Annotated in this window: 12 protein-coding genes; 9 read left to right on the top strand and 3 right to left on the bottom strand. The window is 71.2% G+C overall.

What is annotated here, in order from left to right; translation table 11 throughout:
* Positions 1-269 precede the first annotated feature (269 nt).
* Positions 270-1244, top strand: coding sequence for an alpha/beta hydrolase (locus tag AB0K11_RS14950; RefSeq protein ID WP_364977714.1), 975 nt, complete (start codon positions 270-272; stop codon positions 1242-1244).
* Complete coding sequence (locus AB0K11_RS14945) at positions 1241-4018, top strand: AAA family ATPase (RefSeq protein WP_364977712.1); 2778 nt, start codon at positions 1241-1243, stop codon at positions 4016-4018. Before AB0K11_RS14950 ends, AB0K11_RS14945 begins: the two co-directional genes overlap by 4 nt.
* Before the next feature lie 2 nt (positions 4019-4020).
* On the opposite strand, the gene AB0K11_RS14940 is transcribed toward AB0K11_RS14945, so the two are convergent.
* Positions 4021-4971 (bottom strand): alpha/beta hydrolase, encoded by a 951-nt coding sequence (locus tag AB0K11_RS14940; RefSeq protein WP_364977710.1) that lies wholly within the window; start codon positions 4969-4971, stop codon positions 4021-4023.
* A gap of 139 nt (positions 4972-5110) precedes the next feature.
* On the opposite strand from AB0K11_RS14940, the gene AB0K11_RS14935 reads away from it, so the two are divergent.
* The 4 genes from AB0K11_RS14935 to AB0K11_RS14920 are packed head-to-tail and all read left to right on the top strand — an operon-like array spanning position 5111 to position 9838.
* Positions 5111-7300 carry a xanthine dehydrogenase family protein molybdopterin-binding subunit gene (locus tag AB0K11_RS14935; protein WP_364977708.1) on the top strand — a complete coding sequence of 730 codons (2190 nt, stop codon included), beginning with the start codon at positions 5111-5113 and terminating at the stop codon, positions 7298-7300.
* On the top strand, positions 7300-7836 hold the full coding sequence (locus AB0K11_RS14930) for a 2Fe-2S iron-sulfur cluster-binding protein (protein ID WP_364977706.1): 537 nt from the start codon (positions 7300-7302) through the stop codon (positions 7834-7836). Before AB0K11_RS14935 ends, AB0K11_RS14930 begins: the two co-directional genes overlap by 1 nt.
* Positions 7833-8825, top strand: coding sequence for a xanthine dehydrogenase family protein subunit M (locus AB0K11_RS14925; protein WP_364977704.1), 993 nt, complete (start codon positions 7833-7835; stop codon positions 8823-8825). Before AB0K11_RS14930 ends, AB0K11_RS14925 begins: the two co-directional genes overlap by 4 nt.
* Complete coding sequence (locus AB0K11_RS14920) at positions 8822-9838, top strand: amidohydrolase family protein (protein ID WP_364977702.1); 1017 nt, start codon at positions 8822-8824, stop codon at positions 9836-9838. Before AB0K11_RS14925 ends, AB0K11_RS14920 begins: the two co-directional genes overlap by 4 nt.
* A 25-nt stretch (positions 9839-9863) precedes the next feature.
* Here AB0K11_RS14920 and AB0K11_RS14915 read toward each other — a convergent pair whose 3' ends face one another.
* The gene (locus AB0K11_RS14915) at positions 9864-10802 is read right to left on the bottom strand and encodes a LysR family transcriptional regulator (protein ID WP_364977700.1); all 939 of its coding nucleotides are present in this window, start codon (positions 10800-10802) and stop codon (positions 9864-9866) included.
* A 126-nt stretch (positions 10803-10928) separates the two neighbouring features.
* On the opposite strand from AB0K11_RS14915, the gene AB0K11_RS14910 reads away from it, so the two are divergent.
* The 3 genes from AB0K11_RS14910 to AB0K11_RS14900 are packed head-to-tail and all read left to right on the top strand — an operon-like array spanning position 10929 to position 14074.
* Positions 10929-11951, top strand: a complete 1023-nt coding sequence (locus AB0K11_RS14910) for a tripartite tricarboxylate transporter substrate binding protein (RefSeq protein WP_364977698.1) — start codon at positions 10929-10931, stop codon at positions 11949-11951.
* 2 nt (positions 11952-11953) lie between these two features.
* On the top strand, positions 11954-12535 hold the full coding sequence (locus AB0K11_RS14905; protein WP_364977696.1) for a tripartite tricarboxylate transporter TctB family protein: 582 nt from the start codon (positions 11954-11956) through the stop codon (positions 12533-12535).
* 15 nt (positions 12536-12550) lie between these two features.
* The gene (locus AB0K11_RS14900; protein WP_364977694.1) at positions 12551-14074 is read left to right on the top strand and encodes a tripartite tricarboxylate transporter permease; all 1524 of its coding nucleotides are present in this window, start codon (positions 12551-12553) and stop codon (positions 14072-14074) included.
* A gap of 73 nt (positions 14075-14147) precedes the next feature.
* Here AB0K11_RS14900 and AB0K11_RS14895 read toward each other — a convergent pair whose 3' ends face one another.
* Positions 14148-14831: a GntR family transcriptional regulator gene (locus AB0K11_RS14895; protein WP_364977692.1), complete on the bottom strand. Its 684-nt coding sequence runs from the start codon at positions 14829-14831 to the stop codon at positions 14148-14150.
* Positions 14832-14835: the final 4 nt, after the last annotated feature.

Below are 14835 nucleotides of genomic sequence, written 5' to 3'. Positions count from 1 at the left end.
CCGGCCTGCTGACCGGATGGTGCTGCCGTCGACTCTCGCGCAGTCGGCACCCGGTTGTCATGGACGCCTGCACCCATCCGTGGTGCCGGTCGGCGCACCACCCGATTCCGGCCAGCCGGTATCGAGTGTCGGTGCCCGCGTCGCCCTCGTCATCAGTCGGGTGACTGATGGTTCGGGCCTCATCCGCCGCTCTGCCGCCGCCGCGAATCGCGCCTATCATTCGGCGACGACGGGCCGCGTCGGCGGCCACCCGGAAGACAGGACGCGCGGTGAGCACATCTCGGCCCGCGGGAAGCGGCGGCTCGGCCGTCGTCCTAGACCCGGCGATCACCCGACTGCTCGACGCGATGGCGACGCCCCCGACGCTGCGCCAGCTCGGGCCGGACGACGGCCGCACCGCGCTGCGGGAGGCGCAGCAGGCGACCTCGGTGCACGACGGCGTCGAGGCCCGGTTCCACACCGCCGAGGTGGGGCCCGCCGGCCTGACCGGGCTCTGGGTGGTGCGGCCCAGGGACGCCTCGGGTGACCTACCCGCGGTGTTCTATCTGCACGGCGGCCGGTGGATGTTCGGCGATGCGGACACCCACGCCCACCTCATCGGCGAGCTCGCCGTGCGGGCCGGCGTGGCGGTGGTGGTGCCGGAGTACAGCAGGACCCCCGAGGCCCGCTTCCCGGTGGCACTCGAGGAGTGCTACGCCACCCTGTTGTGGATGCACGGCAACGCCGAACTTTTCGGGCTGGACGCGAAAGCGGTTGCCGTGGCCGGCGATTGCGCCGGGGCGACCCTGGCCATCGCCGTCGCGATGCTCGCCAAGACGCGAGGCGGGCCGCGGCTGCGGGCACAGCTGCTGTACTACCCGCCGACCGACGCCGCCTGCGCCTCGGCCTCGCACCGCGACTTCGGTGAGGGCTACCTGCTGTCGAGCGACGAGCAGGCCTGGTACTGGGATCACTACTGCGGCGCCGACTGCACGATTCCGACCGCGTCGCCTGCGCGGGCCGCCCGCGAAGACCTCGCGGGCCTGCCGCCGACGATGCTCGTCACCGCCGAGGCGGACGTCGTGCGTGACGAGGGCGCGCTGTTCGCGAGGGAGCTGCGCGCCGCCGGGGTCGAGGTGACCGCCCTGCGATACCTGGGCACGGTGCACGACTTCGTCGTGCTCAGTCCGCTGGCCGGCATCCCGCCCACGAAGGCCGCCATCGCGCAGGGCGCCTGGTTCCTCGCCGAGGCGCTGCACCCGTGACCACCACGGAGAACTTCCCGCTGATCGGCCGGGACGACCTGATCGCCCTCACCGACGCCGTGGTGAGCGGGGCGGGCACCGCGCCGCCGGCAATCCTGCTGATCGGGGAGGCCGGGTCGGGCAAGACGACCGTCCTTCGGCACGCCGTGCGCGGCGCCGGCGACGACCTGCGGGTGCTGACCGCGGCGGGTGGCGCCGACTCATCCGCGCACGGCCCACTGGCGCGACTGCTCTGGCCCGTCCTGCCGTTCGCGAGTGCTCTCCCGCCCGCTCTACGGGACGGCCTCGCCGGGCTCGTCGACGCATCGGCGGCGACCTCGCCGCGGCGGGCGCTGATGCGGGACTCCGTTGCGGCACTGCTGGAGGCGGCCGCCGTCGAGCGTCCGATCCTGCTGGCGGTCGACGACGTCGACCGGTTCGACGACGACCTGCGCGACCTCCTCGTCGGCGTGAGCGCGCACCTCATGACGACCCGGGTGCGTGCGGTTCTGACCTCGCGGCGCCTCGACGTGCTGCGCGGCGCCGACCGCACGATCCGCACCGTCGAGCTGGCTCCGCTGTCGCCGCAGCACTCCGCGAAACTCGTCGACGCCCAGCCCGACCAACCCGATCCCAGCGTGCGGGGGGAGATCATCCGCTGGTCGCGGGGGAATCCGCTGGCGCTGATCGAGTACACCCGTGCGTACGCCCGCAACCGCACGACGACGTTCCACGGCGCGACGATGTGTGATCCCGCAGGCGCCCACCCGCTGTTCGCCGACCAGATCGCCGCCCTGCCCGAGGTGACCCGGACGCTGCTCGCGCACGCAGCGGCCGGGACGGGTCAGGAGACTGTCGACATGGTCACCGCCGCAGCGGGTTTCGCGCAGGACTTCTCCGGGTGGGAGCCGGCCCGCGCGGCGCGGCTGGTCGAGTTCGCCGACGACCGCACGGTGGTGTTCACCGGCGCGCTGCTTCGGGCGGCGGCCTATGCGGCGTGCGACTTCGGTGAGCAGAGGACAGCGCACCTCGCACTGGCGGCGATGCCCGGTCTCGACGCGGGCACGCGGGCCTGGCATCTCGGTTCGGCGGCGGCGGGACCCGACGAGACGATCGCCGCGGCGCTGGAGGACACGTCGGCACAGTCGAGCGGCCGGGTGCCGGAAGTGCAGCGCGCCCGGGCGCTTCAGCGTGCGGCCGAGCTGAGTCCGGACCGCGCCGACGCCGCCCGCCGGTACGCGCTGGCTGCCGGCGCCGCGAACTACGCCGGTGACGTCGCATGGGCGCTGTCGCTCGCCGACGTGCCACTGCGCGAGTCCGACGACCCCGACGTGTCGGGTTATGCGGCGCTGATCCGGGCGTCCATCCTGCTCCAGAGCGGACGCCCGGGCGACGCGTTCACCGCCGTCGGCGACGTGCTGGACGCGGACTGGCCCGGGGACAGCCACCTCGTGCTCGCGTTGCTCTACTCGGCCGCGGGGTGCACGTACTACACCGGGGTGTTGAAGCACCGGCGAGATCTTCGGCGCTGGCTGGACCGGATGCCGGACATCCCGGTGAGCCCGAGCAGATTCCCACTGCCGTTCCCGGCAGAGGCGGCGGCGTTGCAGCGCGCGTACGCGGCGATGTACGCCGATACCGCCGCTTCGGACACGCGGCCCGCGCCGCCCGACGGCCGCTGGTTCGAACCGCAGTCGCCCGCGGTCGAACCGTACCGGAGGCTCGTCGCGGGGGTGATGGCGTTCGTCGGTGAGGACACCGCGGTGGCCGCCCGGGAATTGAGCGTTGCGATAGAACGGCTTTCGGCAGGCGGTGGGCTGCGCGGATTCACGTTCGCATTGGCGCCGCTGTCGTGGACGCTGCTCGACACCGGGCAGTGGACCAGGCTGGAAGGGGTGCTCGACGAGGCGGCGGTGCTGTCCGCCATGGCACCCGACGCGGCGCTGATGCGGCGGGAGACGCTCGCCTGCCGGGCACGCCTGCTTGCGACGCGGGGCGAAGTGGACGCCGCGGCGCGAGCGGTGCGCGAGGCACGCGACCTGTCCGTGACGGGCGGCCAGCCACCCGGGGCCACCGAGGTCAACCTCGAAGGCGCCGCCGGGTGGATCGCGCTGGCCGGCGGCGACTTCGATGAGGCGTACCGCCGGTTCCGGGCGATGTTCACCGCCGACGGGGAACCCGGGCACTTCGTGGTGTCCTACCGGGCGATCGCCGACGTGGCCTGGGCGGCTGCGCGCAGCGGGCGCATCGGCGAGGTGCAGCCCCTCATCGCGGCGGTCAGCCGCACGCTCGGCTCGAAACCTCCGGTGCGACTGCGTCTGCTGCGACACCAGGCGCTCGCTCTGACCGCCGAGACCCAGTCGGCCGAACGACACCACAAGCTCGCGGTGTTCGACCCGGCCGGCGAGCAGTGGCCGTTGGAGCGCGCCCGTGCCCGGCTGCACTACGGCGAGTGGCTGCGGCGGGCGCGGCGTCCCGCCGAGGCGAGGCCGTTGCTGGCGGCGGCGCTCGACGTCTTCGAGCGGTTCGGCGCCGAACCGCTCGCCGCGATCGCCCGCTCGGAGCTGCGAGCCGCGGGGGTCACGGCCGCCACCCCGGGTCCTGTCGACGACGCGCTGCTCGCACTCACCGCCCAGGAACGCCAGATCGTGGCGCTCGCGGCATCCGGCCAGACGAACCGGGAGATCGCCGAGCGGCTGAAGCTCTCACCGAGAACCGTTGCCTCCCACCTGTATCACGTGTACCCGAAGCTCGGTGTGAGCCGCCGCCACCAACTGCGGGCGTTCACGTCCTGACCTCACCGCGGCGGGCGTGCACCCGTGCCGAGCGAGTGCCGCAGTGCCGAGACGGCCTGGGCCAGCGCGGCCCGGGATGCGCCGGTGTCACGCAGGGCGTCGAGTGCGGCGAAACCGTGGACGGTGCCCTCGTACCGCACCGCCGTCGTCGCCGCACCCGCCTCGCGCAGGCGCGCGGCGAACGCCTCACCCTGGTCGCGCACCACGTCGGCCTCGGCCGTGATGATCAGGGAGGCAGGGAATCTCGCCAGCTCCGATCGATCGGCACGCAGCGGTGCGACGGTCGGATCGCTGTGCCGCCCGCCGGGCAGGTACTCATCGCGCCTCGAGCACAGGTCCTCGCGGCGCAGGAAGTACCCCTCGGCGAACAGCGCGCAGGAGCCGGCGTCGCACGCGGTGTCGGTGATGGGCGTGAACGCGATCAGCTGTGAGACGCGGAAGTCCCTGCGGCGCAGCGAGAGCAGTACCGCACCGATCGCGGCGTTCCCGCCCGACGAGTCACCCGCGACGGCGATTCGCGACGGATCGAGCCGCCACCGCGGGCCGTCGGAGGTGACCCAGCGGGCCGTCGCGTAGGCCTGCTCGACGGCGGACGGGTGGCACGCCGGCGGGACGACGCAGTACTCCGGAACGACGACCGCCACACCCGACCCGAGCGCCAGGCCCGCGATGAGGCGCTCGTGAGAGTAGAGACCCTCCGCCGTCCAGCCACCCCCGTGCAGGTAGACCACTGCCGGCAGTGGCGCCGTGCTGGCTGCGGGCCGGACGATGCACGCGGGGATCGATCCGAACTCCCCGGTGTCGATGTCGGCCACCTGCTCGTCGACGCCGAGACCCGCGAAGCGGCCCGCCAGGCTGACATCGCGGCCGGCCGTGGTGGCCCGGCCGTCGACGAACTCCAGGAACCGCGCCACGGTTCGGTCGAGGCTCAGGCGGTGCGGGTTCGCCGGCACGTCCGTCCTCCCCCGGGCTCGCGGACATCGCCACCAGTGTGGGTGGTGCGCCCGCCGAGCCCATCAGTCATCCGACTGATGACGTCGGCGGGATCGGCGCGCAGGCTGGAGGCGCACCCCGCGAAAGGACCCTGGAGACATGACGGCGACCGTGGATCAGACGGACCGGTCGGTCAACCGCGTCGAGGGCGCTGAGAAGGTCACCGGCGCCGCGCACTACACCGCCGACGTCGCACTGCCGGGCCAGGTGCACGCCGTGCTCGTCCAGTCGGAGATCCCGCACGGCCGTGTCACCGAGGAGTCGATGCGCGCGAGCGCTGATCGCGCGTCGGCGGCCCCGGGGGTGCTGCACGTCCTGACACCGCTGAACTGCCCGGCCCTTGGCGCGGTGCCCGAGGATCTGACCTGGGACCTGCCGCTGGAGCGGCGTCCACCGCTGTCGGACATGACCGTGCAGCACGTCGGGCAGCACATGGCGCTGGTGGTGGCCGACACCCTGGAGAACGCCACCGCCGCGGCGGCGCTGTTCGAGCTCGAGTACGAGCGGCTGCCGGCACAGCTGAACGCCCACGAGGTCACCACCGCTCCGGACGGGCAGGACGGGCCCATCCGACAGGGCAGCTACCGGCCCGACCACTTCGTCAAGCTCTCCGAGGAGAAGCTGCAGGACCGCCGCGGCGAGCCGCCGGCCGACGGCGCCCACCGGGTGGCCTCCCGCTTCACGACGCCGCTCAACGCCCACTACCCGATCGAGCTGTCCGCCACCGTCGCATCGTGGTCCGGAGATCAGCTGACGGTGCACGACAGCACCCGGTGGATCGCCGGTGAGCGGACGGCGCTGGCCGCCTACCTCGGCATCCCCGAGGAGCGTGTGCGGGTGCTCTCCCCGCTGGTGGGCGGTGCGTTCGGGTCCAAGAGCTTCCTGTGGATGCACGTGGCGCTGTGCGCGGTCGCCGCCCGCGAGGTGGGGCGGCCGGTCAAGCTGGTCCTGACGCGTGACCAGATGTTCTCCTCCACCGGGCACCGGCCCCGCACCGTCCAGGACCTCGTCCTCGTCGCCGACGCCGACGGCCACCTCCTCGGCACCGAGCACCACACCTTGACCGAGACCTCCACCGTCGCGCACTTCTGCGAGCCCGCCGGTCTGTCGACGCGATTCCTCTACTCCTCGCCCCACCTGGAGGTGTCGCACCGCACCGCCCGGGTGCACGCGCCCACCCCCTGCTTCATGCGCGGCCCGGGTGAGGCGCCGGGCCTGTTCGCCCTCGAGTCGGCGATCGACGAACTCGCCCACCAGCTGGGCATCGATCCGCTGGAGTTGCGGGGCCGCAACCACGCGGCCGACGACCAGGCGAGCGGCAAGCCGTGGTCGGGCAAGCACCTGCTCGACTGCTACCGCACCGGCGCTCGCCGATTCGGCTGGGACGCACGGCCGCTCACCCCGCGGGCGCTGGGACGCAACGGCATTCAGGTCGGCTGGGGAATGGCGACGGCGACGTATCCGGGCCGGCGGATGCCTGCGGGTTGCCGGGTGGTCACCGGCGTGGACGGGACCGTCCGGTTCGCCTCGGCCACCCACGAAGTCGGCAACGGCGTGCGCACCGTCATGACACAGGTGGCTGCCGACGTCACCGGGCTTCCGCTGTCCCGGGTCGCCTTCGACTCCGGCGACTCCGATTTCCCCGCCGCCCCCTACAGCGGCGCCTCGCAGACCACCGCGACGGTCGGATCGGCCGTCCATGCGGCGGCCACCGAGTGGAAGCGGCGGCTGCGCGAACTCGCCGGCGCCCATGCCGACCCCGCGGGCGTCGACCTGAGCGGACTGGCCGATCAGCTCAGCTTCACCACCGACAGCGACGCCGGCGACCAGAGCGGAAGCGCCTTCCAGTCGTTCGGCGCCCACTTCTGCGAGGTGGAGGTCGACGAGCAGATCGGCCGCGCGACCGTCACCCGGTGGGTCGCGGTGATGGACTGCGGCCGCGTCCTCAATCCGAAGCTCGCGCGCAACCAGGTGATGGGCGGCATCACGTTCGGCCTGGGCATGGCGCTGCTCGAACAGGTGCCCTACGACGCCGACACCGCGCAGATGATCGGCGAGTACTACCTGCCCACGCACGCCGACCGGCCCGAGTTCGACATCTCGTTCGTCGAGAGCGCCGACTTCGGGCTCGACCCGATCGGGGTGCGCGGAATCGGCGAGATCGGCACCTGCGGCGTACCGGCCGCGATCGCCAACGCCGTCTTCCACGCCACGGGAAAGCGGCTGCGGGACCTACCGATCACCCTGGAGGACCTGATGACGCCCTATTCACCCGCGCAGGAGGCGTGATGAGCACCGACCACGCGGTGGAACTCCGCGTCAACGGCGAGACCCACCGCGTCGCCGCCGACATCCGCACCACGCTGCTCGACCTGCTGCGCGAGCGCCTGCACATGACCGGCACCAAGAAGGGCTGCGACCACGGCCTGTGCGGCGCGTGCACCGTGGCCGTCGACGGTGAGCGCGTGCTGAGCTGCCTGACCCTCGCCGCGTCGATAGACGGATCGGACGTCCTCACCATCGAGGGCATCGCCGATGGGGGAGAGCTGCATCCGCTGCAGCGGTCCTTCATGGACTGTGACGGATTCCAGTGCGGCTTCTGCACGCCCGGGCAGATCTCGTCAGCACATGCGATGCTCGCCGAGCACGCCCGCGGCGATCTGAGCACGGCGTCCTTCGAGTGCAGCCGCGACGACGTCGTCACCGGGCGGGTGCGACTGACCGCCGGGGAGATCCGGGAACGCATGGCGGGCAACATCTGCCGGTGCGGCGCCTACGCCAACATCGTCGCCGCCATCGAGGCCGTCGCGAAGGAGACCACGTGAAGACCTTCGAGTTCCGGCACGCCGCCGGCGTCGAGGACGCCGTCGCAGCCGGTGCGGCGCCCGGCGCGAAGTACCTCGCCGGCGGCACCAACCTGCTCGACCTGATGAAGGGCGGGGTCGAGGAACCGAACTCGCTGATCGATCTCCGGCGGCTCGGCCTGACCACGATCACCGCCACCCCCGACGGCGGCGTGTTCATCGATGCCTGCGTCACCAACAGCGCGATCGCCAACCATCCGCTGATCCGCACCCGCTACCCGGTGCTGTCCCACGCGATACTCAGCGGCGCCACCACGCAGCTGCGCAACATGGCGACCGCCGGCGGGAACCTGTTGCAGCGCACGCGGTGTCCATACTTCATGCAGACGACGTTCGCGTCGTGCAACAAACGCGACCCCGGCAGCGGCTGCGCGGCACGCCACGGCTTCCACCGCGAGCACGCCATCTTCGGCGCGAGCGACGACTGTGTGGCGATCCACCCGTCGGACATGGCCGTCGCACTGGCCATCCTCGATGCGACCGTGCACGTCCGGGCGCCGCAGGGCGGCCGCACGATCGCGATCGACGAATTCTTCGCCCTGCCGGGCAGCACTCCGGAGGTCGACAACGTGCTGCTGCCGGGTGAACTCATCCTCGGGATCGAGCTGCCGCCGTCGGACTTCGCCGATCACTCCTGGTACCTCAAAGTGCGCGACCGGCACAGCTACGCCTTCGCGCTGGTGTCCGTCGCGGCGGGACTGCACATCGCCGACGGTGTGATCACCTCTGCCGCAATCGCTCTGGGTGCGGTGGCCGCCACACCGTGGCGGCTGCACCGGGCGGGGCAGAGCCTCGTCGGGCGTCCTCCCGACGAGGAGGCGTTCCACGCCGCCGCAGCGATGGCGATGGACGGTGCGCAGCCACTGACGCAGAACGCGTTCAAGGTCGACCTGGGCCGGCACAGCGTGGTCCGGGCACTGACCCTCGCCGCCGGGGTGCGCGCCTCATGACGTTGCAGATGCCTGTCTCGCCCGTCGGTGACGTCCACACCGACGTTCGCGTGATCACGCTCGAAGAGCACTTCACCACACCCGAATTCCTCGCTGCCACTGCGGCGTTCATGCCGGACGTCGCGCGGTCGGACGCGCTGGAGAGCCGCCTGCTCGACCTGGACGACGGCCGAGTGAGCGCGATGGACGCCGGGGGAGTCGACCTGCAGATCATGTCGCTGGCCGCGGGCGGGCAGGAATCGCTGGCGCCGGCCGAGGCGACGGCGCTGGTCCGCGACGCCAACGACGCGGCCTTCGCCGCCACACGGCGTCACCCCGGACGGCTGGCCATGTTCGCCAGCCTCGCGCTCAAGGACGCCGACGCCGCGGCGACCGAGCTGGAGCGCGGCGTGCGCGAACTCGGCTGCGTCGGCGGCTTCGTGAACGGCACCGAGGGCGGCGCCTTCCTCGACGACCCGCGCTTCAGCCCGATCTTCGAAGCCGCGCAGCACCTCGACGTGCCGCTGTACCTGCACCCGACACCGCCGCCACCGGCCGTGCAGCAGGCCTACTTCAGCGGACTCCCCGAGCGCAGCGCCTATTTCCTGTCCACGGCGGCCTGGGGATGGCATGCGGAGCTGGGCATGCACTGCCTGCGGCTGATCCTGGCCGGCGTCTTCGACCGCTTCCCCGGCCTCCGCTTCATCGTGGGCCACATGGGTGAGAATCTGCCGTTCTCGCTGATCCGTGCACAGGACGGGTTGTCCCCGGCGGTCACCGGCCTGCAGCGGTCGGTGGCGGACTACTTCCTCGACCACTTCGTCGTGACGACGAGCGGCTACTTCACCGCGCCGCCGCTGCGGTGTGCGCTCGACGTCATGGGCGTCGACCGGGTGCTGTACTCGGTGGACTACCCGTACCGCGCGAACACCGCTGGCGCAGAACTGCTCCGGACCGCACCGGTCGCGACGGCCGATCTCCGCAAGATCGCCTCGGGCAATGCCGAGCGGGTGCTCGGACTCGCCACCGACTGAGCGGGGTCTCGAAGCGCTCGCCTGGTCAGTCCGCGCCGAACACCTCGTCGAGATGCTCGGCCGAGCGCGCCACCAACCGCAGCACCTCACGCAGCAGCGGGGTGAGGCCCTGCCGCGGATAGATCGCGTGCAGTTCGACCGGCCGGGCGGGATCGCTGTCGGGGTGACCGCCGAACACGTCGGTGAGTGCCCGGTAAACCACGCCGTCGACCTTGAGTGCGGTGGCGCTGGCCGGGACGAGCGCCACCCCTTCGCCCGCGGCCACCAGCAGCACCGCGGTGAGGATCTGCTGCACCCGCTGCGTGATGCGGGGGTGGCCGTTGAAGAGGAACCGCACGGTCAGCTCGTGGAAGTAGCGCGCCTGGATCGGGTGGTAGCTGATCACCGGCAGGCCGTCGAAGTCCTGCGGTTCCAGCGGCCGGGTGATCCCGGCGAGGGGATGGCCGACCGGCACCACCGCGCGCAGCGGTTCGCGTGCCACGATCTGTGAGGCGAGCAGCGCGGTGTCGAACGGTGGCCGCGCCAGCCCGAGGTCGAGTTCACCGCGGCGGATGCCGTCGACCTGGGCGCCGGTCACCCGCTCGTGCAGCACCACCTCGATGTCGGGCAGCTCCGTGCCCAGCAGGTTGAGCAGCGGGCCGAGGATGGCGATCGCCGACACCGCGGTGAAGCCGAGGTGCAGCGTGCCCGCCGAACCGCGCTCCACCCGCTGTGCGTGCGCGGTCGCCGCGTCGAGCGTGTTGAGCATCCGGTAGCAGTCCTCGAGGAACGCCGCCCCCGCCGGGGTGAGCAGCACCCGACGGTTGTCCCGGTCGAGCAGGCCGGCGCCGACCGCGCGCTCGAGTTTCTGGATCTGGCGGCTCAGCGGCGGCTGGGTCATCGCCAGCCGGTCCGCCGCCCGGCCGAAATGCAGCTCCTCGGCCACCGCGATGAAGCAGCGGACCTGGTCCAACGTCACCGTCATGCACGCAAAGTATCAAACGATGCCAGAAAGGCGTTGGACAGGTATCACTGATTGTTCCTACCGTGTACGTGACGGCGACCACATTCACCGTCGGCGTCGACCACAGATCACACAGGAGTGACACCCATGCCGATCACCACCGCTTCCCGCACCCGCCGCGCCCGCCGCGCCGGTGTGGCCGTCACCGCCGCCGCCGGCCTACTGCTCACCGCGTGCAGCGGTGTGCAGAGTTCGACCGGTGGGGGATCCGGGGACTCCTGGCCGTCGGGCACCGTCGAGATGTACGTCGGTGCCTCGGCCGGCGGGTCGAGCGACCTGATCAGCCGCGCGATCTCCAAGGGCCTGTCCGACGACCTCGGCGCGTCCTTCCCCGTCATCAACCGGGAGGGCGCCAACGGCGCGCTCGCGGCCGCCGAGGTTGCCAAGGCCAAGCCGGACGGCTCGAAGATCGCCATCCAGAACGCCTCACTGTTCACCATCACCCCGCTGGCCGTGGCGCCCGACGAGGTCACCACGATCGACGACTTCGACGTCGTGCAGGGCGTGTCGCGTGACGACTACGTCCTGGTCACCAACCCGCAAAGCGGGTTGCGCAACCTCGAGGACGTCAAGCGCGCCACCAAGACCGTCCGCTACGGCACCACCGGCGTCGGCACCGGCGCCCAGCTGTCGGCCGCGCTGCTGTTCAAGACCTCCAACGTCAACGCCCAGGCCGTCCCTTTCGACGGCGGCGCCCCGGCGCTGGCCGCGGTGCTCGGCAACCAGGTCGACGTGGCGAGCATCCAGGTCGGCGAGGCGATCGAGAACATCCAGTCCGGCAAGCTGACCCCGCTGGCGGTGTTCGGGCCCGACCGCATCAAGTACCTGCCCGAGGTACCGACCGCCAAGGAGCAGGGCCTCGACGTCGAGGTCACGCAGTACCGGTTCATGACGGTGCCCAAGGGGACCCCGCAGGACGTCCGCGACAAGCTCGTCGAGGGCATGAAGGCCACCTTCGAGACCCAGGGCTACAAGGACTTCAACAAGCAGAACAGCCTCACCCCGATGGAACTGTCCGGTGACGAGGTGCTCGCACAGCTCAAGGAGGACCAGCAGCGGTACGCCGACCTGGTCGAGCAGTACGACATCAATCTCCGCAACGAGGGCTAGCCATGACCTCCACCGCCAAGGGACCCGCCGAGGACGGCGGCGCCGTCGAGGCGCCCCACCCCGAGCACCTGCACACCCGCGACATCCTCGCCGAGATCGAGGCCGAGGTCGCCCACGAGATGGAGGAGGACCGCCCGCCCGAGGGCGGTCCGCTCTACCAGACCGTCGGCGCGCTGGTCGGGATCGCGATCGGCGTCGGCGGTGCGGTGCTGGCCTGGGGCTACGGGCTGGGGTCGCCGGCCGAGCCGGGCCCGGGCCTGTGGCCGTTCCTCGTCAGCGTGGTGATCGCCGTGCTGTCGGCGATCCTGCTGGTGGTGGGGCGCGGTCTCGGCGACAGCGAGGCGTTCACCCGCAGCAGCTGGCTGCCGGTGGCAGGCATCGTCACCTTCATCGCCTTCGGTCTGTTGTTGCCGCTCACCGGGTTCGAGATCCCCGCGCTGGTGCTCTCGGTCATCTGGCTGCGGTTCCTCGGCGGGGAGAGCTGGCGCAACACCGTGGTGATCAGCGTGGTGACCGTCACCGTCTTCTACTTCCTGTTCCTCTACGGGCTACGAATCCCGTTGCCCCACTTGATCTCCTTCTGAGAATCGACTGAATCCATGGACTTCACCGCGTTTCTCGACGGGTTCGCCCTCGTCGTCGAGCCGAAGAACCTGCTGTACTGCCTGGCCGGTGTGCTGATCGGGATGGTCATCGGCGTGCTGCCGGGCCTCGGCCCCGCGGCGACCATCGCGATCCTGCTGCCGATCACCTACACCATCGACCCGGTGTCGGCGATCATCATGCTGGCAGGCATCTACTACGGCGCCCAGTACGGCGGCACCATCACCTCGGTGCTGCTGCGGCTGCCCGGTGAGGCGTCCTCGGTGGTCACCGTGTTCGACGGGTTCGCGCTGGCGAAACAGGGCAAGGCCGGCACCGCTCTTGGCATCGCGGCCATCGGATCGTTCGTCGGCGCGACGATCTCGATCGTCGGCCTGACGCTGCTGGCGCCGGTGGTCGCCAGCGTCGCACTGGACTTCGGCCCGCCGGAGTATGCGGCGCTCGCCCTGCTCGGCGTCCTGCTGGTCGCCACGATCGGCAGCGGCAACAAGCTCAAGGCGCTGATCGCAGGCACGATCGGCCTGCTGCTGGCCACCGTCGGCCGCGACAGCTTCAGCGGCGCAAGCCGTTTCACGTTCGACAGCCTGCAGCTCGCCGACGGCATCGACTTCGTCGTGGTGGCCATGGGCCTGTTCGGTGTCGGTGAGATCCTCTACAACCTCGAGCAGCGGCACCGCAAGGTGCAGCCTCCCACCAAGGTCGGCAACGTCTGGCCGTCGAAGGCGGAGCTCAAGCAGTCCTCGGGCGCCATCGGCCGCGGGTCGATCATCGGCTTCGTGCTCGGCGTGCTGCCCGGTGGCGGTGCGGTGCTGTCCTCGATCGTGGCCTACGCCACCGAGAAGCGCCGCTCCAAGACGCCTGAGCGGTTCGGCCGCGGCGCGATCGAAGGTGTCGCCGCCCCCGAGACCGCCAACAACGCGGCGGCAACGTCGTCTTTCATCCCGCTGCTGACCATCGGCCTGCCGGCCAACGCCACGATGGCGATGCTGTTCGGCGCCTTGCTGATCCTGGGTGTCTCGCCCGGCCCGCAGCTCGTCAGCGAGCATCCCGACGTGTTCTGGGGCGTCATCAACTCGATGTACATCGGCAACATCCTGCTGCTGATCCTGTCGATCCCGCTGGTCGGGCTGTTCGTGCGCATCCTGCGGGTCCGCCCGGCGATCCTGGCGCCGATCACCGCACTCATCACGATCCTCGGCGTCTACACGATCAACAACTCGGTCTTCGACATCTACCTGATGGTGGCCTTCGGCGTGATCGGCTACCTGATGAAGAAGGCCGGCTTCGATCCCGGCCCCATGGTGCTGGCGTTCGTGCTCGGATCCATCATCGAATCCAGCACGCGCCGTTCGCTGCTCATCTTCGGCGGCGACGCGACGGGCTTCTTCACCCGGCCCATCTCGGGGGTCATCCTGGCCATCTTCTTCCTGCTGATCGCGCTGCCCGTGATCCGGCACGTGATGTCGGCGCGCAAGGCCAAGGTCGAATCCGCCGACCCCGCAGACAAAGTGGGCGTCTAGGCCTCACGAGTGTGAAACGTGGGCGGAAATCCGACCGGAATCCCGCCCACGTTTCACACTCGTCGCGTCTGAGTCACCGCCCGGCGGCCAGCCGCCTTCGGGTGTTGCCCAGGTGCAGCCGCATCGCGGCGCGGGCGGTGTCGGGTTCCCCCGCCAGCACCGCCGCCGCGATGTCGTCGTGTTCGCGCTGCACCCGCGCGGCATGGCCGGCGTCGGTGATCGAGTACTCGGCGCCCAGCCGGGTGCGCGGCAGCATGATCATCATCGGGCCCAGCGAGTCGAGCAGCTCGAGGCAGAAGCGGTTCGCGCTGACCGCCGCGACGGCCCGGTGGAAGTGGAAGTCGGCCTCCACGGCGTCCTCGGGCGCGGCCGCGACGAACGCCGCCAGCGCCGACCGGATGGTCTCGCGGCCGGCGGCGTCGATGCGGGCGGCGGCCAGCGCGGCCGTCTCGGACTCCACGCCGAGCCGGAAGTCCACCATGTCGAGCACGTCGCGGTGGGTGCGCAGCGCGGCCGACTCAATGGTGAACGACGTGGGCTCGGGCACCGCGAGCACGAACGACCCGCGGCCCTGGAACGTTTCGACCAGACCCTCGGCGCGCAGGCGGGTGACGGCCTCGCGGACCACCGTGCGCGACACCCCGAACTCCTCGATCAGCTCGGCTTCGGAGGGCAGCTTGTGGCCGGGCAGCAGGGCGCCGGTGAAGATCTTGTCCTTCAGCCCGGCGACCACCCCCGCCGCCAATGTCGTCGTCACGGAT

Source organism: Mycobacterium sp. NPDC050551 (assembly GCF_040674075.1).
In the GTDB taxonomy this organism is placed as follows: domain Bacteria; phylum Actinomycetota; class Actinomycetes; order Mycobacteriales; family Mycobacteriaceae; genus Mycobacterium.
Note: the sequence above shows the minus strand (reverse complement) of the source record. Positions and strands in the feature narration are given on the sequence as shown.

What these genes read in the sequence shown, in the direction of transcription:
- AB0K11_RS14930 (WP_364977706.1), top strand. Translation starts at nt 7,300, where the DNA reads ATGAGCACCGACCACGCGGTGGAACTCCGCGTCAACGGCGAGACCCAC.
- AB0K11_RS14920 (WP_364977702.1), top strand. Translation starts at nt 8,822, where the DNA reads ATGACGTTGCAGATGCCTGTCTCGCCCGTCGGTGACGTCCACACCGAC.
- AB0K11_RS14915 (WP_364977700.1), bottom strand. Translation starts at nt 10,802, where the DNA reads ATGACGGTGACGTTGGACCAGGTCCGCTGCTTCATCGCGGTGGCCGAG.
- AB0K11_RS14900 (WP_364977694.1), top strand. Translation starts at nt 12,551, where the DNA reads ATGGACTTCACCGCGTTTCTCGACGGGTTCGCCCTCGTCGTCGAGCCG.
- AB0K11_RS14905 (WP_364977696.1), top strand. Translation starts at nt 11,954, where the DNA reads ATGACCTCCACCGCCAAGGGACCCGCCGAGGACGGCGGCGCCGTCGAG.
- AB0K11_RS14935 (WP_364977708.1), top strand. Translation starts at nt 5,111, where the DNA reads ATGACGGCGACCGTGGATCAGACGGACCGGTCGGTCAACCGCGTCGAG.
- AB0K11_RS14910 (WP_364977698.1), top strand. Translation starts at nt 10,929, where the DNA reads ATGCCGATCACCACCGCTTCCCGCACCCGCCGCGCCCGCCGCGCCGGT.